The 19,623-nt window shown below is 51.9% G+C and carries 18 protein-coding genes; 9 read left to right on the top strand and 9 right to left on the bottom strand.

Annotation, left to right across the window (positions count from 1 at the left end; all coding sequences use genetic code 11):
• The first annotated feature begins 118 nt into the window (after positions 1–118).
• Together N7268_RS14140 and yegQ are read left to right on the top strand one after the other, a co-directional pair.
• Complete coding sequence (locus N7268_RS14140) at positions 119–451, top strand: YegP family protein (RefSeq protein ID WP_198904599.1); 333 nt, start codon at positions 119–121, stop codon at positions 449–451.
• A 159-nt stretch (positions 452–610) separates the two neighbouring features.
• Positions 611–1,972, top strand: coding sequence for a tRNA 5-hydroxyuridine modification protein YegQ (gene yegQ / locus N7268_RS14135; RefSeq protein WP_260863366.1), 1,362 nt, complete (start codon positions 611–613; stop codon positions 1,970–1,972).
• 187 nt (positions 1,973–2,159) lie between these two features.
• Here the strand turns inward: yegQ and N7268_RS14130 are convergent, their stop codons facing one another.
• From N7268_RS14130 to N7268_RS14110, 5 genes are all read right to left on the bottom strand, one after another.
• Complete coding sequence (locus tag N7268_RS14130; RefSeq protein WP_260863365.1) at positions 2,160–2,489, bottom strand: DHCW motif cupin fold protein; 330 nt, start codon at positions 2,487–2,489, stop codon at positions 2,160–2,162.
• A 141-nt stretch (positions 2,490–2,630) separates the two neighbouring features.
• Positions 2,631–3,089: an IS200/IS605 family transposase gene (gene tnpA / locus N7268_RS14125; RefSeq protein ID WP_260863364.1), complete on the bottom strand. Its 459-nt coding sequence runs from the start codon at positions 3,087–3,089 to the stop codon at positions 2,631–2,633.
• 186 nt (positions 3,090–3,275) lie between these two features.
• Positions 3,276–5,552, bottom strand: coding sequence for an ATP-dependent Clp protease ATP-binding subunit ClpA (gene clpA / locus N7268_RS14120; protein WP_260863363.1), 2,277 nt, complete (start codon positions 5,550–5,552; stop codon positions 3,276–3,278).
• A 30-nt stretch (positions 5,553–5,582) separates the two neighbouring features.
• Complete coding sequence (clpS, locus tag N7268_RS14115) at positions 5,583–5,903, bottom strand: ATP-dependent Clp protease adapter ClpS (protein WP_198904602.1); 321 nt, start codon at positions 5,901–5,903, stop codon at positions 5,583–5,585.
• Positions 5,904–6,001: 98 nt separating this feature from the next.
• Complete coding sequence (locus N7268_RS14110) at positions 6,002–6,091, bottom strand: hypothetical protein (protein WP_260863557.1); 90 nt, start codon at positions 6,089–6,091, stop codon at positions 6,002–6,004.
• 134 nt (positions 6,092–6,225) lie between these two features.
• Between N7268_RS14110 and cspD the strand changes: the two genes are divergently transcribed.
• Positions 6,226–6,450 (top strand): cold shock-like protein CspD, encoded by a 225-nt coding sequence (gene cspD, locus N7268_RS14105; protein WP_005128369.1) that lies wholly within the window; start codon positions 6,226–6,228, stop codon positions 6,448–6,450.
• An 83-nt stretch (positions 6,451–6,533) separates the two neighbouring features.
• On the opposite strand, the gene macB is transcribed toward cspD, so the two are convergent.
• Both macB and macA read right to left on the bottom strand, forming a co-directional pair.
• Positions 6,534–8,480 carry a macrolide ABC transporter ATP-binding protein/permease MacB gene (macB, locus tag N7268_RS14100; protein WP_260863362.1) on the bottom strand — a complete coding sequence of 649 codons (1,947 nt, stop codon included), beginning with the start codon at positions 8,478–8,480 and terminating at the stop codon, positions 6,534–6,536.
• Positions 8,477–9,592 carry a macrolide transporter subunit MacA gene (gene macA / locus N7268_RS14095; RefSeq protein ID WP_260863361.1) on the bottom strand — a complete coding sequence of 372 codons (1,116 nt, stop codon included), beginning with the start codon at positions 9,590–9,592 and terminating at the stop codon, positions 8,477–8,479. The genes macB and macA overlap by 4 nt, the downstream gene beginning before the upstream one ends.
• 157 nt (positions 9,593–9,749) lie before the next feature.
• Here macA and N7268_RS14090 point away from each other — a divergent pair, with 157 nt between their 5' ends.
• Positions 9,750–10,700: a VirK/YbjX family protein gene (locus N7268_RS14090; protein ID WP_260863360.1), complete on the top strand. Its 951-nt coding sequence runs from the start codon at positions 9,750–9,752 to the stop codon at positions 10,698–10,700.
• Here N7268_RS14090 and N7268_RS14085 read toward each other — a convergent pair.
• The gene (locus N7268_RS14085) at positions 10,697–12,355 is read right to left on the bottom strand and encodes an ATP-dependent endonuclease (RefSeq protein ID WP_260863359.1); all 1,659 of its coding nucleotides are present in this window, start codon (positions 12,353–12,355) and stop codon (positions 10,697–10,699) included. The two genes, N7268_RS14090 and N7268_RS14085, sit on opposite strands and share 4 nt — an antisense overlap.
• 371 nt (positions 12,356–12,726) lie before the next feature.
• Between N7268_RS14085 and aqpZ the strand changes: the two genes are divergently transcribed.
• The 5 genes from aqpZ to N7268_RS14060 all read left to right on the top strand — a co-directional run bounded on the left by aqpZ (position 12,727) and on the right by N7268_RS14060 (position 19,074).
• Positions 12,727–13,422: an aquaporin Z gene (gene aqpZ / locus N7268_RS14080; protein ID WP_198904607.1), complete on the top strand. Its 696-nt coding sequence runs from the start codon at positions 12,727–12,729 to the stop codon at positions 13,420–13,422.
• Positions 13,423–13,566: 144 nt separating this feature from the next.
• Complete coding sequence (locus N7268_RS14075; RefSeq protein WP_198904611.1) at positions 13,567–14,466, top strand: lysine exporter LysO family protein; 900 nt, start codon at positions 13,567–13,569, stop codon at positions 14,464–14,466.
• Positions 14,467–14,622: 156 nt separating this feature from the next.
• Positions 14,623–16,275: a hydroxylamine reductase gene (gene hcp / locus N7268_RS14070; protein WP_260863358.1), complete on the top strand. Its 1,653-nt coding sequence runs from the start codon at positions 14,623–14,625 to the stop codon at positions 16,273–16,275.
• 11 nt (positions 16,276–16,286) lie between these two features.
• Positions 16,287–17,255 carry an NADH oxidoreductase gene (gene hcr, locus N7268_RS14065; RefSeq protein WP_260863357.1) on the top strand — a complete coding sequence of 323 codons (969 nt, stop codon included), beginning with the start codon at positions 16,287–16,289 and terminating at the stop codon, positions 17,253–17,255.
• A 202-nt stretch (positions 17,256–17,457) separates the two neighbouring features.
• Complete coding sequence (locus N7268_RS14060) at positions 17,458–19,074, top strand: FAD-NAD(P)-binding protein (RefSeq protein ID WP_260863356.1); 1,617 nt, start codon at positions 17,458–17,460, stop codon at positions 19,072–19,074.
• Positions 19,075–19,148: 74 nt separating this feature from the next.
• On the opposite strand, the gene N7268_RS14055 is transcribed toward N7268_RS14060, so the two are convergent.
• Positions 19,149–19,583, bottom strand: a complete 435-nt coding sequence (locus tag N7268_RS14055; RefSeq protein WP_260863355.1) for a DoxX family protein — start codon at positions 19,581–19,583, stop codon at positions 19,149–19,151.
• Between the last annotated feature and the right edge of the window lie 40 nt (positions 19,584–19,623).

The raw sequence follows: 19,623 nt of genomic DNA, 5'->3' as shown, positions 1-19,623 counted from the left end.
TCTGCTTCCCGGCAGAGCCTTCCTCACTAGCAACTCGCCAAATATCACCCATACTCTTACTGGCAATACGCTGTCGTTAATAACTGTTTGATATAACACTTTTAATCAAGGAGTTCATATGGCTGGTTGGTTTGAGTTAAGCAAAAGCAGTGATAATCAATTCAGGTTTGTTCTTAAAGCAGGAAATGGAGAAATTATCCTGACCAGTGAGCTTTACGCCACAAAAGGGGCGGCAGAAAAGGGGATCGCGTCTGTGCAGGTTAACAGTCCCCTGAGCGAACGCTACGAGAAAAAAACGGCGACGAATGGCAAATTTCATTTCAACCTGAAAGCCGCGAACCATCAGGTCATAGGTAGCAGTCAACTGTATGCAAGCGAACAATCGCGCGAAACCGGTATTGCGTCAGTCAAAACCAATGGCCCAAGTCAGACGATAAAAGATAAGACCTGATTATCATGATGTCAGCCGGGTTACACACCGCTGTTACCCGGCGTTTTTCTTTACCTGTCTTCCCCGCAGCGCTACAATGCCCGCCCTTAATATGGGGACACTCCCCTAACCGTCTCATAAAGTGAGATGGATCTGACCTGTCATCAGAACGAGAAAACTATGTTTAAACCGGAACTCCTTTCCCCGGCGGGAACGCTGAAAAATATGCGTTACGCTTTCGCTTATGGCGCAGATGCAGTCTATGCGGGCCAGCCGCGTTACTCGCTTCGCGTACGCAACAACGAATTCAATCACGAAAATTTGCAGCGCGGAATCAATGAAGCCCACGAACTGGGTAAAAAATTCTACGTGGTGGTGAACATTGCACCACACAACGCCAAGCTGAAAACCTTTATTCGTGATCTGAAACCCGTTGTGGAAATGGGGCCGGATGCGCTGATCATGTCTGACCCAGGACTTATCATGCTGGTGCGTGAAAACTTCCCGGACATGGATATTCACCTGTCGGTACAGGCTAACGCGGTAAACTGGGCAACGGTAAAATTCTGGAAGCAGATGGGGCTGACCCGTGTGATTTTATCCCGCGAATTGTCGCTGGAAGAGATTGAAGAGATCCGTAACCAGGTACCGGATATGGAGATTGAAATCTTCGTGCACGGCGCACTGTGTATGGCCTACTCCGGTCGTTGCCTTCTCTCCGGCTATATCAACAAACGCGATCCGAACCAGGGAACCTGCACCAATGCCTGCCGCTGGGAATATAACGTGCAGGAAGGCAAAGAGGATGTCGTCGGTAACATCGTACACAAGTACGAACCGATTCCGGTGCAAAACGTCGAACCGACGCTGGGTATTGGCGCGCCAACTGACAAAGTGTTTATGATCGAAGAAGCCCAGCGTCCGGGCGAATATATGACGGCGTTCGAAGACGAACACGGCACTTACATCATGAACTCGAAAGATTTACGTGCGATTGCCCACGTAGAACGCCTGACCCAGATGGGTGTGCATTCGTTAAAAATCGAAGGGCGTACCAAATCCTACTACTACTGTGCGCGTACTGCTCAGGTGTATCGCAAAGCCATTGACGATGCGGCAGCCGGTAAGCCGTTCGACACCAGTCTGCTGGAGACGCTGGAAGGCCTGGCGCATCGCGGTTACACCGAAGGATTCCTGCGCCGTCACACGCATGATGATTATCAGAATTATGAATACGGTTTTTCTGTTTCCGAGCGCCAGCAGTTTGTCGGTGAGTTCACTGGCGAGCGTAAAGGCGAACTGGCAGCCGTTCTGGTAAAAAATAAATTTACCGTTGGCGATAGCCTGGAACTGATGACCCCGCAGGGTAACGTGAATTTCACCCTCGAGCAGATGGAAAACGCCAAAGGCGAAGCCATGCCTGTCGCACCGGGTGATGGTTATACCGTGTGGATGCCCGTTCCGCAGGATATCGATCTGAACTATGCATTGTTAATGCGTAATTTTGCGGGGGAGTCCACCCGCAACCCGCATGCTAAATAGTTAATTACGGTTATTTTTCAGCGTTCGGAAGATTCTTAGAAATCGATCACATACCGTTTCGTTTATTACGGGTATTATCCGCCTGCTGAAAAACATAACCCATAAATGCTAGCTGTACCAGGAACCACCTCCTTAGCCTGCGTAATCTCCCTTACGCAGGCTTATTTTTTGCCTGCTGTTTACGCCATCAATCCACAATAAACAACGTTGCTCCCGTTGCGGTTGATGAGCGATGCGCTTCTGCATGATCGGCCACCTGGTAACTCATACCAGGCTTTAGATCGAACGTGCGGCCATCTTCCAGTTCCGTGCGTAACTCACCTTCCAGACAAAACAGAACGTGTCCTTTCGAACACCAATGATCGGCCAGATATCCCGGCGAATATTCGACAATTCGCACCCGGACATCACCGGCAAAAGCCACTTTCCATGTAGCATATCCAGACTCACCAGGATGCTGCTCGGGAATAACCTGCGACCAGTCGGTCACATGGAATGGAATATTGTCCAGTTTCATCATTTAGCTCCACGGTAAGTCGCCTTCAGGCGAATAAATATCCTCCGGCATAGCCGGAGGTTTTTCAAATGCGCCTGTAAGGCTCTGTTACCAGCCGCGCCCTAACAGGCGCATACGATCTGACATTTGCATCCAACTTCTTTACTTACGGCCCGTAAACGGGCTACCCGGATAAGGGATCGATAACTGCTCTCCCATTTTATCCTCTTCAAGCTGGTGCTTTATGTATTCCTGTATCTTCGCCGTGTTCTTCCCTACCGTATCCACATAGTAACCCCGACACCAGAACTCCCTGTTTCTGTATTTGAACTTCAGATCTCCAAACTGCTCATACAGCATCAGACTGCTCTTCCCCTTCAGATATCCCATAAAACCCGACACACTTATTTTCGGTGGGATTTCCACAAGCATATGGATATGATCTGCGCAACATTCCGCTTCCAGAATTCGTACGTTTTTCCATTCACATAGCTTTCTCAAGATCCCGCCTATTGCTCTACGTTTCTCTCCGTAGAACGCCTGCCTTCGGTATTTCGGCGCAAAAACTATGTGATATTTACAGTTCCATCGGGTGTGCGCTAAGCTCTTTTCGTCCCTCATTGGAACCCCCTTTTGATTTCTTGTTTGACTCTTGCAGTTGCCAGACCGCAAGGTGTTTTAACAAATCAAAAGGGGTTTTAATAACTGGCTCAAAGCTGAAAGCTTTCCGGAACCCCCAGCCTAGCTGGGGGTTTTCTGTGCACAAAAAAAACCGGGCATTACGCCCGGCTCATTAGTGATTAGAACTTAATGTGCAGCTTCTGGCTTGTGCTTTTGCGCACTCTGGAAACTATACGTCAGCTCATTTTTCTCTTTATCCAACTCAACGGTTACCTGACCCCCATCCACCAGCGAACCGAACAACAGTTCGTTTGCCAGTGGTTTTTTCAGGTTGTCCTGAACAACACGCGTCATCGGACGTGCGCCCATTGCGCGGTCATAACCTTTCTCTGCCAGCCAGTTACGTGCTTCCTGGCTGACTTCCAGAGAAACACCTTTCTGATCCAACTGGACCTGCAGCTCGACAATAAATTTATCGACCACCTGATGAATAACCTCTGTGGAGAGATGATCGAACCAGATAATGTTGTCGAGGCGGTTACGGAATTCCGGCGTAAACACTTTTTTGATTTCGCCCATTGCATCAGTACTGTTGTCCTGATGAATGAGGCCAATCGATTTACGCTCAGTTTCACGCACCCCGGCGTTGGTGGTCATCACCAGCACCACGTTGCGGAAATCCGCTTTACGCCCGTTATTGTCGGTCAGCGTACCGTTATCCATCACCTGCAGCAGCAGGTTGAAGACATCCGGGTGCGCTTTTTCAATTTCATCCAGCAGCAGTACCGCGTGAGGATGTTTAATCACCGCATCCGTCAGCAGACCACCCTGATCGAAACCGACATACCCCGGAGGCGCACCGATCAAACGGCTGACAGTATGACGCTCCATATATTCGGACATATCAAAACGCAGCAGTTCAATACCCAGCGCTTTGGACAACTGCACCGTCACTTCCGTCTTACCGACGCCAGTCGGACCGGCGAACAGGAATGAACCGACAGGTTTGTGCTCATGACCAAGACCCGCACGACTCATTTTGATCGCTTCGGTCAGCGCTTCAATGGCTTTATCCTGCCCGAATACCAGCATTTTCAGACGGTTACCCAGATTTTTCAGCGTATCGCGATCGCTCTGCGAAACGCTCTTCTCTGGGATACGCGCAATGCGGGCTACCACGGACTCGATATCCGCCACGTTGACCGTTTTCTTGCGCTTGCTGACCGGCATCAGACGCGCACGCGCACCGGCTTCATCGATCACGTCAATCGCCTTATCCGGCAGATGACGATCGTTGATGTACTTCACCGCCAGCTCAACCGCCGCACGCACCGCTTTTGCGGTATAGCGGACATCATGGTGCGCTTCGTATTTCGGTTTCAGGCCGTTGATGATCTGCACGGTTTCATCGACCGACGGTTCAGTAATATCAATTTTCTGGAAGCGACGCGCTAACGCACGGTCTTTCTCGAAAATGTTGCTGAACTCCTGATAGGTCGTTGAACCAATCACGCGGATCTTGCCGCTGGAGAGCAACGGTTTGATCAGGTTTGCCGCATCTACCTGGCCGCCCGACGCCGCCCCTGCACCGATAATGGTGTGGATCTCATCGATAAACAGGATGCTGTTGGTATCCTGTTCCAGCTGTTTTAGCAGCGCCTTAAAGCGTTTTTCGAAATCACCGCGGTATTTGGTGCCGGCCAGCAGCGATCCGATATCCAGCGAGTAGAGCGTGCAGTCAGCCATGACTTCCGGTACGTCGCCCTGAACGATTCGCCAGGCCAGACCTTCGGCAATCGCGGTTTTACCGACACCGGATTCCCCCACCAGCAGCGGGTTGTTTTTACGGCGGCGGCACAGAACCTGAATGGCGCGCTCCAGCTCTTTTTCCCGGCCAATGAGCGGATCAATCCCGCCCACGCGAGCAAGCTGGTTAAGGTTAGTGGTGAAGTTCTCCATACGGTCCTCCCCGCCAGCTTGTTCTTCGCTATTTGGCTGATTACCTGAGTCAGATGACTGGCTCGGTTCGTCTTTGCGCGTGCCATGAGAAATAAAATTCACCACGTCCAGGCGACTGACTTCATGCTTACGCAACAGATACGCAGCCTGAGATTCCTGCTCGCTGAAGATGGCGACCAGCACATTTGCGCCGGTCACTTCATTACGCCCGGAGGACTGAACATGAAAGACAGCACGTTGCAGTACACGCTGAAAACTCAACGTCGGCTGCGTGTCGCGCTCTTCTTCGCTGGCAGGCAATACGGGTGTGGTTTGTTCAATGAAGGCTTCGAGTTCCTGACGGAGCGCCACCAGATCCACAGAACACGCTTCCAGCGCTTCGCGGGCCGACGGGTTACTGAGCAACGCCAGTAACAAGTGCTCGACGGTCATAAACTCATGTCGGTGCTCGCGCGCTCTGGCGAAAGCCATGTTTAAACTGAGTTCCAGTTCTTGATTGAGCATAGGCACCTCCCCCAATATTTATGCCTGCATTCAGGCTTTTTCCAGCGTACACAGCAACGGATGCTCGTTCTCCCTCGCGTATTTGTTCACCATCGCCACTTTGGTTTCAGCGACCTCGGCGGTATAGACGCCACAGATGGCTTTACCTTGATAGTGAACAGCAAGCATCAGTTGCGTTGCACGTTCTACATCATAAGAAAAGAATTTTTGTAACACGTCAATAACAAACTCCATCGGAGTGTAATCATCATTGACTAATATCACTTTATACATAGATGGCGGTTTTAGCGCGTCGCGCAATTTGTCTTCCGCCAGCAGGTCGAAATCCAACCAGTCGTTCGTCTTGCCCATTGTCAGTCGTCGTTTTCAGTTACGGTTACCGGCAGAATGAGTGGCCGCTGACAAGTACCTATGCGCACAATCAATCTACCTCAATTATTAGATAACTATCATCTATCAGTGTCATCCGCGACATCTGTCACATTCCCGACAATAGCGTTAACTGCTTCAAATTTTGATTCATTTTTATCCGATTCCACCTGTCTGGCGCTTGACGCCCCGCCTGATTTCTCTAAATTGTAGTTTCGAGAGTTGGCGAGGTTTTGAACAGCCCCCACTCCGCCACCGGTTCATTCCATCTTACTTATATAAGATTTACGAAGGATGTCGAAGCATGGAAACGGGTACTGTTAAGTGGTTCAACAATGCCAAAGGGTTTGGTTTCATCTGCCCCGAAGGCGGTGGCGAAGATATTTTCGCCCATTACTCCACCATTCAGATGGATGGTTACAGAACGCTAAAAGCCGGACAATCTGTCCAGTTTGATGTTCACCAGGGGCCTAAAGGCAATCATGCCAGTCTCATTGTGCCTGTCATTGAAGCAGAAGCTGTCGCATAGCACTTCTGTCTCATTGTGTACATCCCGCAGACAAAATGCCAGCCCCGTAGCTGGCATTTTTATTTCTTATTCAATACAGCGTGTTACTCTCGCGCCAGCGCATCAACGGGATCCAGCCGCGCCGCGTTACGCGCCGGCAGCCAGCCAAACAAAATCCCGGTCGCAGTTGAGCACAAGAACGCCGTTAACAGCGCGACGGGTGAGAAGCCAATTTCCCAACCGGGCAGAAAAAGCTGTAGCGTAAAAGCAATCAACATCGACAAACTGATGCCTAAAGCCCCACCCACCAGACACACCAGTACGGCTTCAATTAAGAACTGCTGCAACACATCACTGGCGCGTGCGCCAACCGCCATACGAATACCAATTTCGCGCGTGCGTTCTGTCACCGAGACCAACATAATGTTCATTACGCCTATCCCGCCAACCACCAGTGAAATTACAGCGACCAGCGTCAGGAAGAGCTGTAATGTACGTGTGGTTTTTTCGGCGGTTTTCAAGACGCCATCCATATTCCAGGTGAAGAAATCTTTTTTACCGTGTCGCAACGACAAGAGCCGGGTAAGCTGCTGCTCTGCCTGAGCACTATCGAAACCGTCTTTCACCCGCACGGTAATAGAGTTAAGCCACGATTGTCCCATGATCCGCCCGGACATCGTACTGTAAGGCAACCAGACCCGCAGGATCTTGCTACTGCCAAACATCGACTGCTTCTCTTCAGCCACGCCAATCACGGTAGCAGGCATATTTCCGACGAGGATAACTTCCCCTACGACTTTCGCTTTACTGGGGAACAACTGGCGGCGGGTATTGCTGTCAAGTACCACCACCTGAGCCCGGCCATTGAGCTGCTCGGCGTTAAACGTATTCCCCTCGCTAAACGTCATGCCATAAACGTTAAAGTAGTCTCCGCTGACGCCGTTAGCGCTGGCCGCCACGTCGATGTTCCCATAGCGTAACCGCAGATTTTTCGACACCGCAGGCGTAACGGAGCTGACCCAGGGCTGCTTCTGAATCGCCGTCAAATCATCGTATTTCAGCGCCTGCTGGTATTGCGGGTCGTCGTCACCAAAATCTTTGCCAGGATAGACATCAATGGTGTTCGTCCCGATGGCGCGAATGTCGGCCAGCACCAGTTGTTTCGCGGCGTCCCCGACAACCACAATCGAGACCACGGACGCAATACCGATAATAATCCCCAGCATGGTCAGGAGCGTACGCATCTTATTGGCGGCCATTGCCAGCCATGCCATGGTTAACGCCTCCCGAAAACCGCTGGTAAACTGACGCCAGCCGGACGTCACCGCGACCGTCGGTTCCGCAATACCCCGACCCGCGGAGGACTTTTGTGACGGCGGGTTGCGAACAATTTCGCCATCGCGAATTTCAATCACCCGTTCGGCCTGCGCCGCAACCTGCGGGTCGTGAGTCACGATAATCACCGTATGCCCGCGATCGCGCAGTTGGTGCAGAATCCCCATTACCTCTTCGCCAGAGTGGCTATCCAGCGCGCCGGTCGGTTCATCAGCAAGAATCACCTGCCCGCCGTTCATCAACGCACGTGCAATACTGACGCGCTGCTGCTGCCCACCTGAAAGCTGGGAAGGCTGATAGTCCACCCGATCGCCAAGCCCCAACCGCTGAAGTAATTCCTGAGCCCGGGCCAGTCGTTGCTTACGCTCAGTACCCGCGTAAACCGCCGGTACCTCAACGTTTTGCACCGCCGTCAAATGGGAAAGCAAATGGTAACGCTGGAAGATAAAGCCGAAGTGTTCGCGTCGCAGTTGGGCTAACGCGTCGCCGTCAAGTGTTGAGACATCACGGCCTGCCACGCGGTACGTCCCGCTGGTTGGCTTGTCCAGACACCCCAGGATGTTCATCAGCGTCGATTTCCCCGAGCCAGAGGCTCCGACAATCGCCACCATTTCACCGGCCTGGATGCTCAGGGAAACGTCCTTTAACACTTCGACCTGCCCTTCGCCTGACGGGTAACTGCGGCGAATATTGCGCAGTTCAAGCAACGCCGTCATTGCCCGGCTCCCGGTTTCTCCTCGCCAATAATCACTTCGTCTCCCTCTTCCAGCCCTTTGACGATCTCCACGTCGGTATCGTTGCGAGCGCCGATAGAGACCTCCCGTTCGCGGGTTTCACCGTTGCGCAGCAATCTGACGTTATAACGGTTATTGCCAATCGGATCGCCAAGGGCGGCCAGCGGGATCGTCAGTACATTCTTGACGTCCGTTTGCTGAATATGGACCTGGGCCGTCATATCCAGACGTAAGATCCCTTTCGGGTTCGGGACTTCAAAACGGGCATAGTAAAAGATGGCATCGTTCACTTTCTCGGGTGTTGGCAGCACATCTTTGAGCGTACCTTCATAGCGCGTCTGTGGGTCACCCAGTACGGTAAACCAGGCTTTTTGACCTGGCTGCAGATGAATGACATCGGCCTCAGAAACCTGCGCTTTGACCAGCATCGTGCTCATGTCCGCCAGCGTCAGAATGTTGGGCGCCTGCTGAGCGGCAATCACGGTTTGCCCCTGCAGGGTGGTAATTTGCGTCACCTCACCAGCCATCGGCGCGACAATTCGCGTGTAATCCAGGTTCGTTTTTGCCGTATCGAGAGAAGCCTGATTTCGCTTTATTTGCGCATCAATAGTACCAATTTGGGCCTGTTTGACCGCCATCTCCGTCGCTGCGGTATCCAGATCCTGTTGTGAAACCGCCTGTGTTTTCGCCAACTGCTGCTGACGAGAAAGCGTCACGCGCGCGAGTTTCCACTCGGCTTCGGCCTGCAAGCGTTGAGCGCGTAATTCCATGAGTGTCGCTTCAACTTCTTTGATCTGGTTTTGTGCCTGTTCGGGATCGATAACCCCGAGCAACTGATCTTTTTTAACTTTATCGCCAATCGCCACGGATAACGTTTTTAACTGCCCGCTGACCTGCGCCCCGACATCAACTTTACGCAGCGCATCCAGTTTCCCGGTTGCCAGCACGCTTTGCTGGAGATCGCCTGGACGAACAATTAACGTTTGGTAATGGGGTAATGGTGCGTTGAGCGTTCTCCAAAGTGAAACTATCGCCACAATAATGATGATGACGATGAGAAAATAGCGTTTTTTGATTTTTCCTTTGAGCTTCATAAAAGTCCCAACTTTCCCCAATACTTCCACCAGAGTGGAGAGATATACATCAACGATAAATAAGCGTTGAAAAATGCAAAGAATAACAGAGTTATTGATGAATGGTTAAGATCCACTGTGCTGAAATTAGTGCCAGGGTATCAATTGGATTGTTATTATGAGCCAACTAACTGAAAGCACTTTTTATTCTGCCAAACCAACAACAGGTTTTAGCGTTTTTTACAGTTTAATGACCGGTCATTTGCGTCCCAGTAACCTATGGCATAAGCGAAGCTTTCGCCGTAAGTTTATCTGGCGTTCATTACTGACACCACGACTGACTCGCGAATTGATGGCAGAGCTAGCACAGTGGCCGGATCTTGATAACGTCCTTGCCCGTCAACCCCGATTGCCGGTTCGTTTGCATCGCCCCTATCTCGCATTAAACTTATGTCGGAAAATGAAACTGGATGCTGTGCGTTTTCATTATCATGTCATCCGACATTTTTTTTCACCCACGGAATTTAGCAACTACCTAAGCCAGGATGGCTTGCAACTGGCGAAAATTGAAGGCAAAGATAATGAAATATTTACCTTACTCATTGCCTCATTCATTGCACTGGACAAAGAGGGTGAAAGCACTATTTTAATGCATAATAGTGATGGCGACACTTTGGCTGAAATGACGTTTACCTGCTGCGAATATGATGATAAAAGCACGCTTTTTATTGGGGGATTACAAGGGGGCAGCCGAACAATGCCCCACGAAGCAATACAAAAAGCCACTAAATCCTGTCACGGAATTTTCCCAAAACGTATTGTTATGGAAGCGATTTGTCGTTTAGCCGAACAGCTGAATATCGAAAAAGTGATGGCGGTAAGTAATGAGCAGCATATCTTTCGCAGTCCACGTTACCATGACAAAAACAAGGTTATTCTTTCTGACTATAACGCTTTTTGGGAATCTGTTGGCGGGGAATGTGACAGCCGCGGCTATTATCATATTCCCCGTTCGCTGGCGCGAAAGCACATAGAAGATATTGCCAGTAAAAAACGCGCCGAATATCGCCGTCGCTATCAATTACTGGACAATATAGACGAGCAGTTGTCGCAGCTGTTCCACCACTAATCCGCCCGTCCTCGCGCCAGCCAGAGCACACGCGAAAACATTTTTCTGAGTAGGGTCGGCACGGCCTCAACGCCGCGCCGACCCGCTTCCATCGCCACTTCAATTGCCAGATCCGGTTTTGACGAACGGTGGATGGCCTTCGAGATAATCTTGCGCATATTCATTGGCACATTTTCCGGAAGTTGCGCCACGCGATGAAAAACATCAGAAAACCCCTGCCGGTACATAAAGTGTTCCATATCCAGTGCAGGCAGCATGGTCAAATGCTCGCGCTCTTCTTCCCTGTCATTATTCAGCAGACTGCGCACCGTGGCGGCATATTTCTTCCCGGCTTCATCGCCATCGACCAGCACATGCCACTCGATGCCCATACGTCGGGCGAATCTCACCAGCGGTTTAAGGCCAGACTGCGCAAACTCAATGACTTTAATCCCTTCGGCATCAAAATGGTGGCCACACTGACGAGCCAGTTCGTTAATCACCCAGGTTTCTGTCTCCCCTTCCACTAACAGCCAGCAGCGGGCAAATAACGATGACGCGCGGTTAAAACGAATATGAAAGGCAATACGCCGCCCGTCCTCCGCGCTGAGTCCCCCTGGTCCCAGTCTCCAGGCCGCGACACGGGACGATTCACGCACCAGACGAACCACATGTTCAACGGGCGTCAGTGACAGGAGCTCGCCGGAGTTGGTGGTTGCCACGCGCTGCAGAGGTAATAAATTCAGTAACTGCCAGGCGACCGACAGCATAATGGGATGTAAACGTGTTTCGGGATCTTCAACCAACAACAACGGGCGGGCGTCTTTATCCAGCCTGAGCGATCCTTTGGCCTGTAACAGCGTGGAAAACAGCCCCAGCAGGATCACGCGGTGCGTGCGCCCGCCAGGTTTATCAATCATGCGGTTAATCACATCCAGATAACGCCAGCTACGCTGCTCGTTATTGGAACGACGGCGCATCAGGCGATAACGGGACTGCCCCGCCCCCTGCTCTGAAAAGTAGTGCTCCAGCAGTTGTACCATGGCCGACAGCCCCTGACGAATCTGCCCATCGGTCAGATTTTGTGGCCGGTTCGCCAGCTCACGCGCCAGGAAATCCAGTTGCCGGGCGGTCACTTCCACTTCAGCCACATCCGGCACTGTACCGTTGCGGATCCGGCGCATAAAACGCGCATCGCGCAGGCGTAATACCGGCATCAGGCGCACAAGGTGACTGGCCAGTTCGTTAATGTTGTCGAGGGACAACGGATGCCCCTCGCCATCGAGGAAACTGCGTAGCGTCATGACGCTACCGTCATCCGCACATTCACCTTCCAGGCGATAGAAAATACGGTGATAGTTGTCATGACACGGCGACCAGCAAGCTTCGAGCGGACGATAACGACGTACCCGATGGCGACCGGGTTGAGATTCACGAAACGTCAGGATGATGTGCAGATGATGTTCCCGGCCCTGAATATCACCGGGGGGAAACCAGAAATCCTCACGGTCAAAATGGTACAACTCCGATTCCGGTGACAGCAGCAGGGTTAACGCATCCAGCAGGCTGGACTTACCCCATGCGTTCTCTCCAATCAGCACGTTGTTCTGCTCCAGCATCAACGACAGCCGGTTAATGCCACGAAACCCCACAATCTCAACGCGTTCGAGAATCATATAGCCTCCGGGAATGCTAACTTTTTCCTTCAAGTTATCAGGAGTATAACGGTAAGAAGGCGTGCAGAACACCCGCTATCACGCAAACATATATCCGCAACAATAAAAATATAAGAATATTCTTCTTAAAGTTTCCTCTGAATATTATTACAGGATACAACCATCAGCTTATTGTAATTGCACTATGCTTGTTTCATCTCAACGCCCAAAAAGGATTATCATCATGTTGGCTTAAATCAAATTTTTATTATTAATTTAAGTGGAAAAGGGATGATGTTTTTATCTAAAATAAGCGTTCTTTAATCGTCGTCCCTTTTAGCGATGAATAACCGGGTATAACAACAATCCCGGAACTTTTAATTGAGGTGGTTATGTTCAGGAAATTAGCAGCCGAATTCTTCGGTACATTCTGGCTTGTCTTTGGTGGCTGCGGGAGCGCCGTGCTGGCCGCAGCATTCCCGGAGTTAGGGATTGGCTTTGCCGGCGTTGCGCTGGCTTTTGGTCTCACCGTTTTAACCATGGCATTTGCCGTTGGTCATATTTCAGGTGGCCATTTTAACCCGGCAGTGACATTCGGTTTATGGGCGGGCGGTCGTTTCCCGGCAAAAGACGTTATTGGTTATGTTATTGCTCAGGTTGTGGGCGGTATTGTGGCTGCAGCGGTTCTGTATCTTATTGCCAGCGGTAAAGCAGGCTTTGATGCTACTGCCAGTGGATTTGCCTCGAACGGCTACGGTGAACATTCTCCTGGCGGTTATTCCATGCTTTCTGCCATCGTGATTGAAATTGTTCTGACCGCAGGTTTCTTATTAGTCATCCACGGCGCGACCGATAAACACGCACCAGCCGGTTTCGCACCGATTGCCATTGGTCTTGCCTTGACGTTGATTCACCTGATCAGCATTCCGGTGACCAACACGTCCGTAAACCCGGCACGTAGTACCGCCGTTGCTATCTTCCAGGGCGGCTGGGCATTAGAACAATTGTGGCTGTTCTGGGTAATGCCGATCATCGGCGGGGTCCTCGGTGGCCTTATTTATCGCACCCTGTTGGAAAAGCGCGATTAACAGTTAGCAAAAAGACCTGATAATTCATCAGGTCTTTTTCTCTCATCCGATATTTCCTTTTATTTGCAACTTTACTCCCCTCTTTGCATTGAGTAGTGTGTGTTGGCGCATTTCGCCTTACTTCTCTGCAAGGACCGGTTGTTCATGTTTTCAGGACTGTTAATCATTCTGGTCCCACTTATTGTGGGTTATCTTATTCCGCTTCGGCACAGGGCCGCATTAAAACTCATCAATCGCCTGTTGAGCTGGATCGTCTACCTTATTCTCTTTTTTATGGGTATCAGCCTGGCGTTCCTGGATAATCTCGCCAGTAATCTGTTATCCATTCTTCATTATTCCGCCGTCAGCGTGACGGTCATTCTCTTGTGTAATATTGCGGCGCTGCTCTGGCTGGAGCGTTCACTGCCCTGGCGGCATAACCACCAGCAGGAGAAGCTGCCTTCGCGCATTGCTATGGCGCTTGAGTCGCTACAACTTTGTGGCGTCGTCGTGCTGGGTTTTCTGCTTGGACTCACCGGATTTTCCATGCTGCAGCACGCAACCGAAGCCAGCGAATATACATTGATCTTTTTATTGTTCCTTGTCGGTATCCAGTTACGTAACAGCGGTATGACGTTAAAGCAGATTGTCCTGAATCGTCGCGGGATGATTGTGGCCGTCGTCGTGGTTGCCAGTTCACTGCTGGGCGGCGTCATCAACGCATTAATCCTCGGTCTGCCGCTGAAAACCGCCCTGGCGATGGCATCCGGGTTTGGCTGGTACTCGCTTTCCGGCATTCTGTTAACGGAATCCTTCGGCCCGGTGATTGGTAGCGCCGCATTCTTTAATGACCTGGCGCGCGAACTGATTGCCATTATGCTGATTCCCGGCCTGGTGGGCCGCAGTCGCTCCACCGCATTAGGGCTCTGTGGCGCCACATCAATGGATTTCACCCTGCCGGTGTTACAACGCAGCGGCGGTCTGGAGATGGTACCTGCGGCTATCGTTCACGGCTTTATTCTGAGTCTGTTAGTCCCCCTTTTAATGGCTTTTTTCTCCGCCTGAGACCTGGACTCATACCTCTCTGGCGGTAGTCATCTACCGCCAAAATTGAGCTAAATCAATCTCCCTGCAAGTTGTAGCAGAAATCCCTTTAATCCCTTCGCGCACAGGCATAACCTTAAACATGTATATTAAATATAACTTTAAAAAGGTGTGACCATGTTTTGTGTGCAATGTGAACAAACCATCCGTACTCCGGCAGGAAACGGCTGCTCTTACGCGCAGGGTATGTGCGGTAAAACAGCGGAAACCTCCGATCTGCAGGATCTCCTGATTGCCTCCCTACAAGGTCTGTCTGCATGGGCGGTTAAAGCGCGTGAATACGGCATCATCGACCATGAAGTTGATAACTTTGCGCCACGCGCATTCTTCTCCACGCTGACTAACGTTAACTTCGACTCCCCACGCATTGTCGGCTATGCCCGTGAAGCCATCGCCATGCGCGATGCACTGAAAGCACAATGTCTGAATATTGATGCTAACGCGACTGTCGATAACCCAATGGCTGATCTGCAACTGGTCAGCGCCGATCTGGGTGATCTGCAACGTCAGGCGGCTGAATTTACCCCGAATAAAGACAAAGCAACCATCGGTGAGAACATTCTCGGCCTGCGTCTGCTTTGCCTGTACGGCCTGAAAGGCGCGGCAGCTTACATGGAGCACGCGCATGTTCTCGGTCAGTACGACAATGATATCTACGCTCAGTACCACAAAATCATGGCATGGCTGGGTACCTGGCCTTCCGATATGAACGCTCTGCTGGAGTGCTCTATGGAAATCGGCCAGATGAACTTTAAAGTGATGAGCATTCTGGATGCCGGTGAAACCACCAAATACGGTCACCCGACGCCGACTCAGGTTAACGTGAAAGCGACCGAAGGTAAGTGCATCCTGATTTCTGGTCACGACCTGAAAGACCTCTACAACCTGCTCGAGCAAACCGAAGGCACCGGCGTTAACGTCTATACCCACGGTGAAATGCTGCCGGCACACGGCTACCCGGAACTGCGTAAGTTCAAACACCTGATCGGTAACTACGGCAGCGGCTGGCAGAACCAACAGGTTGAATTCGCCCGTTTCCCAGGTCCTATCGTGATGACCTCTAACTGCATCATCGATCCGACCGTTGGCGCGTACGACGACCGTATCTGGACCCGTAGCATTGTCGGTTGGCCGGGTGTCAGCCACCTCGAAGGCGACGACTTCGGACCGGTTATCGCTCAGGCACAGCAAATGGCTGGCTTCCCGTACAGCGAAATTCCGCACCTGATCACCGTTGGTTTCGGTCGTCAGACACTGCTGGGCGCTGCTGATACGCTGATTGACCTGGTGAGCCGCGAAAAACTGCGTCACATCTTCCTGGTGGGCGGCTGTGACGGCGCGCGTGGCGAACGTAACTACTTTACCGATTTCGCTACCAGCGTACCGGACGACTGCCTGATCCTGACACTGGCCTGCGGTAAATACCGTTTCAACAAACTGGAGTTCGGTGATATCGAAGGTCTGCCGCGCCTGGTCGATGCGGGTCAGTGTAACGACGCTTACTCTGCCATCATCCTGGCGGTCACCCTGGCGGAAAAACTGGGCTGTGGCGTGAATGACCTGCCGCTGTCTCTGGTGCTCTCCTGGTTCGAACAAAAAGCGATTGTTATTCTGCTGACTCTGCTGTCTCTGGGCGTGAAAAACATCGTAACCGGTCCGACGGCACCTGGCTTCTTCACCCCGGATCTGCTGGCTGTACTCAACGAGAAATTCGGTCTGCGTTCTGTGACCACCGTTGAAGAAGACATGAAGCAGCTGCTGAGCGCGTAAGGAGTTAAGTCATGACAATGCCAACCCATCAGTGCCCGTGGCGGATGCAGGTTCATCACATCCATCAGGAAACGCCGGATGTATGGACAATTTCGTTGCTGTGCCACGATTATTATCCCTACCGTGCCGGGCAGTATGCACTGGTTAGCGTGCGTCACTCCGCGGACACGCTGCGTGCCTATACCCTCTCCTCAACGCCGGGGGTTAGCGAATACATTACGCTGACCATCCGCCGGATTGACGACGGTGCAGGTTCACAGTGGTTAACCCGCGACGTGAAGCGCGGCGACTATATCTGGCTGTCCGACGCCATGGGTGAATTCACCTGTGAAGATAAAGCGGAAGACAAGTTCCTGATGCTGGCGGCTGGCTGTGGTGTTACGCCAATCATGTCCATGCGTCGCTGGTTGGCAAAGTACCGTCCGCAGGCCGATGTGCAGGTGATCTTTAACGTACGTTCGCCGCAGGATGTGATATTTGCCGACGAATGGCGTGAGTATCCGGTGACGTTAGTCGCTGAAAACAACGCGACCCATGGCTTTGTTTCCGGCCGACTGACCACCGAACTGCTGAAAAACGTACCGGATCTGACTTCACGTACCGTGATGACCTGCGGCCCGGCGCCGTACATGGATCTGGTCGAAAAAGAGGTGAAAGCGCTTGGCGTAACACGCTTCTTTAAAGAGCAGTTCTTCACCCCGGTTGCGGAAGCCGCCACCAGCGGTCTGAAGTTCACCAAATTGCAGCCCGCGAAAGAGTTTTATGCGCCGGTAGGCACCACGCTGCTGGAAGCTTTGGAAAGCAACAAAATGCCGATCGTCGCCGCGTGCCGCGCAGGTGTTTGCGGTTGCTGCAAAACCAAAGTGGTAGACGGCAATTACACGGTGAGCAGTACCATGACGCTAACAGAGGCAGAAATTGCCGAGGGGTATGTGCTGGCATGTTCCTGCCATCCGCAGGGCGATTTAGTGCTGGCGTAATGCGTCGGTATGTAATGTAAAAAAGGCTGCCTGGTGATATCGGGCGGCCTTTTTTTTACGCGGCCAGGCGTTGCTAAATTCCTGATTCCCTACCCACCTCAGCAAAATAACCCCTTCCCCCGTCAATTTATCGGCCACACTTACTCTTCGCAGACGTAGCAAAACGCCAACCGTAAGATTGCGCTTTCCAAAAAGGAACCCCATGAAAAAAGTGGCCATCATCGGTGTCGGCCCCACAGGCATCTATACGTTTCATGCTCTGGTTGAACGCGGTGAACCGCTGGAGATACAGCTCTATGAGCAAGCAAAGGAAGCCGGCGTGGGCATGCCTTACAGCAGCGACAATGCCGCAGAACATATGCTTGCAAACATTGCCAGCATTGAGATCCCACCGATTTACATCAGTTATCTGACGTGGTTACAGAACCAAAGCGATGACTACCTGGCGCAATTTGATATTGAACGCACGTCTTTGCATGAGCGGCAATTTTTACCCCGGGTGATCCTCGGCGACTATTATCGCGATCGCTTTTTAGCCATCGTCGATAAGGCGCATCAAACCGGTTTTGAGATCCGTGTAAGTGAATCCAGTGAAGTCACCGATCTGCAGGCGACCCCGGACGGCATCGCCCTGTGGATCAACCACGCTTGTGCACCAGTCAGGGTAGATTTTGCGGTGATTGCCACCGGTCATCTGTGGCCTGAAAAGGATGTCCCGGGGCGAAAATTTTTTCCCAACCCGTGGACCGGCCTGATGGAGGCGAAGATTAATGCCTGCCGGGTGGGTATCCTGGGCACCTCGCTCAGCGCTATCGACGCGGCGGTGGCCGTGGTCAGTCAACATGGTACCTTTCACACCGATACTGACAATTCTGTTCATTTTGTACGCAGCCCCGGAAGTCAAAATCTGAAGCTCACCCTGATGTCGCGCACCGGCGTCCTGCCAGAGGCCGATTTCTACTGTCCTCTCCCCTATGAACCGCTCAATATCGCCACCGGGCAGGCGGTTGAACACGCTATAGCGCAGGGCCAAAAAGGCCTATTGGATCGTATCTTCCAGCTTATCGTGGAACAACTGCAAGACGCAGCACCCCAGTGGAGTCGGCAGGTCGCGCTCCAGACGCTGACAGCCGATACGTTCTCCGGGGTCTATTTTGCCGACAGGATCACCCACGATCCTTTTGACTGGGCGAAACGCAACCTGATGGAAGTTGAACGCAACAAACAAGAGCAGCACACCGTCGCATGGCGTTATACCCTGCTGCGTCTACACGAAGTTATCGAACCCATCGTCCCTCATCTTGACGATGCCGATGAAAAACGCTTCAAGCGTGGCCTGGCGCGCGTGTTTATCGATAACTATGCAGCAATCCCTTCTGAGTCCATCCGCCGGCTACTGGCCCTGCACGACGCCGGTCTGATAGAGATCCTGGCGCTGGGGCCGGATTATGCGCGTACGCATGAGCAGGAAATGACGGTTATCGACCACAATAACCAGCGTAGCGAATTTGATGTCTTTATCGATGCCCGAGGGCAGAAAGCCCTGAAGAGCAAAGATATCCCATTTCCAACGTTACGCCATCAGCTCCTCGCCTGTGGCGATGAGATCCCGGATATCGGTGAAGATTACACGCTGCAAGCACCGGAGAGCGCCCGCAATCGCATCGCCTTTGGCGGCCTGCCGTGGTTAATGCACGACCGTCCTTTTATTCAGGGACTGGTGGTCTGCGCCGAAATAGGTGCCGCCATGGCAAATGCACTGACGCAACGCACCGTGGGGCGTCGGCGGAAACTGTGGGGAAGCGGTGAGATTGACTAGCGGCTTGATGACATTAAGAGGCGAGCAGAGATATTCATCCCTTCCCGCCTCTGCATTGACAGCCGGATGGCAACCTACCGCCAGGCCGAATTTTTCACGACGGAGAAACGCCCCGCGCCCAAAAACGCCACTGCCAGTGCGCCAATAAAAAAATACACCAGACTTTCAATCGCCCATGCGCCCGTTTTATCCAGCGACCCGGTTTCCCCCATCCCAACCATCAGCCACGCGACAACCATCGTAAACGCCAATCCTAATGCTGCCGGACGCGTCAGAATCCCAAGAATAATCAGGCACGGAGCCAGAACCTCGCCCAGCAAAACCCCATAAGCGATAAAGCCAGGAAAACCTTTGGCAACCAGCATGCCGCTGATGCCATCAATACCTGCAAAAAGTTTATGTAACCCGTGAAACAGCATCAGCCCGCCAACTGCGAGGCGTAACAAAAGCTTGCCAGCGTCTTCATGCGTCAACGCTCTGTTTAGCGCGTTTAATAGTTTTGTAACCATTTGAATTTATTCCTTGTTTTACCATGCCTACAGCCAAATT

Source organism: Citrobacter sp. Marseille-Q6884 (assembly GCF_945906775.1).
GTDB lineage: Bacteria > Pseudomonadota > Gammaproteobacteria > Enterobacterales > Enterobacteriaceae > Citrobacter.
This window is presented reverse-complemented; position numbering and strand designations above follow the sequence as displayed.

Coding starts and splice junctions, on each gene's coding strand:
- N7268_RS14140 (WP_198904599.1), top strand. CDS start 119: ATGGCTGGTTGGTTTGAGTTAAGCAAAAGCAGTGATAATCAATTCAGG.
- macA (WP_260863361.1), bottom strand. CDS start 9,592: ATGAAGCTCAAAGGAAAAATCAAAAAACGCTATTTTCTCATCGTCATC.
- hcp (WP_260863358.1), top strand. CDS start 14,623: ATGTTTTGTGTGCAATGTGAACAAACCATCCGTACTCCGGCAGGAAAC.
- N7268_RS14085 (WP_260863359.1), bottom strand. CDS start 12,355: ATGATTCTCGAACGCGTTGAGATTGTGGGGTTTCGTGGCATTAACCGG.
- N7268_RS14090 (WP_260863360.1), top strand. CDS start 9,750: ATGAGCCAACTAACTGAAAGCACTTTTTATTCTGCCAAACCAACAACA.
- N7268_RS14075 (WP_198904611.1), top strand. CDS start 13,567: ATGTTTTCAGGACTGTTAATCATTCTGGTCCCACTTATTGTGGGTTAT.
- clpA (WP_260863363.1), bottom strand. CDS start 5,552: ATGCTCAATCAAGAACTGGAACTCAGTTTAAACATGGCTTTCGCCAGA.
- cspD (WP_005128369.1), top strand. CDS start 6,226: ATGGAAACGGGTACTGTTAAGTGGTTCAACAATGCCAAAGGGTTTGGT.
- N7268_RS14130 (WP_260863365.1), bottom strand. CDS start 2,489: ATGAAACTGGACAATATTCCATTCCATGTGACCGACTGGTCGCAGGTT.
- clpS (WP_198904602.1), bottom strand. CDS start 5,903: ATGGGCAAGACGAACGACTGGTTGGATTTCGACCTGCTGGCGGAAGAC.
- tnpA (WP_260863364.1), bottom strand. CDS start 3,089: ATGAGGGACGAAAAGAGCTTAGCGCACACCCGATGGAACTGTAAATAT.
- hcr (WP_260863357.1), top strand. CDS start 16,287: ATGACAATGCCAACCCATCAGTGCCCGTGGCGGATGCAGGTTCATCAC.
- N7268_RS14055 (WP_260863355.1), bottom strand. CDS start 19,583: ATGGTTACAAAACTATTAAACGCGCTAAACAGAGCGTTGACGCATGAA.
- aqpZ (WP_198904607.1), top strand. CDS start 12,727: ATGTTCAGGAAATTAGCAGCCGAATTCTTCGGTACATTCTGGCTTGTC.
- yegQ (WP_260863366.1), top strand. CDS start 611: ATGTTTAAACCGGAACTCCTTTCCCCGGCGGGAACGCTGAAAAATATG.
- N7268_RS14060 (WP_260863356.1), top strand. CDS start 17,458: ATGAAAAAAGTGGCCATCATCGGTGTCGGCCCCACAGGCATCTATACG.
- macB (WP_260863362.1), bottom strand. CDS start 8,480: ATGACGGCGTTGCTTGAACTGCGCAATATTCGCCGCAGTTACCCGTCA.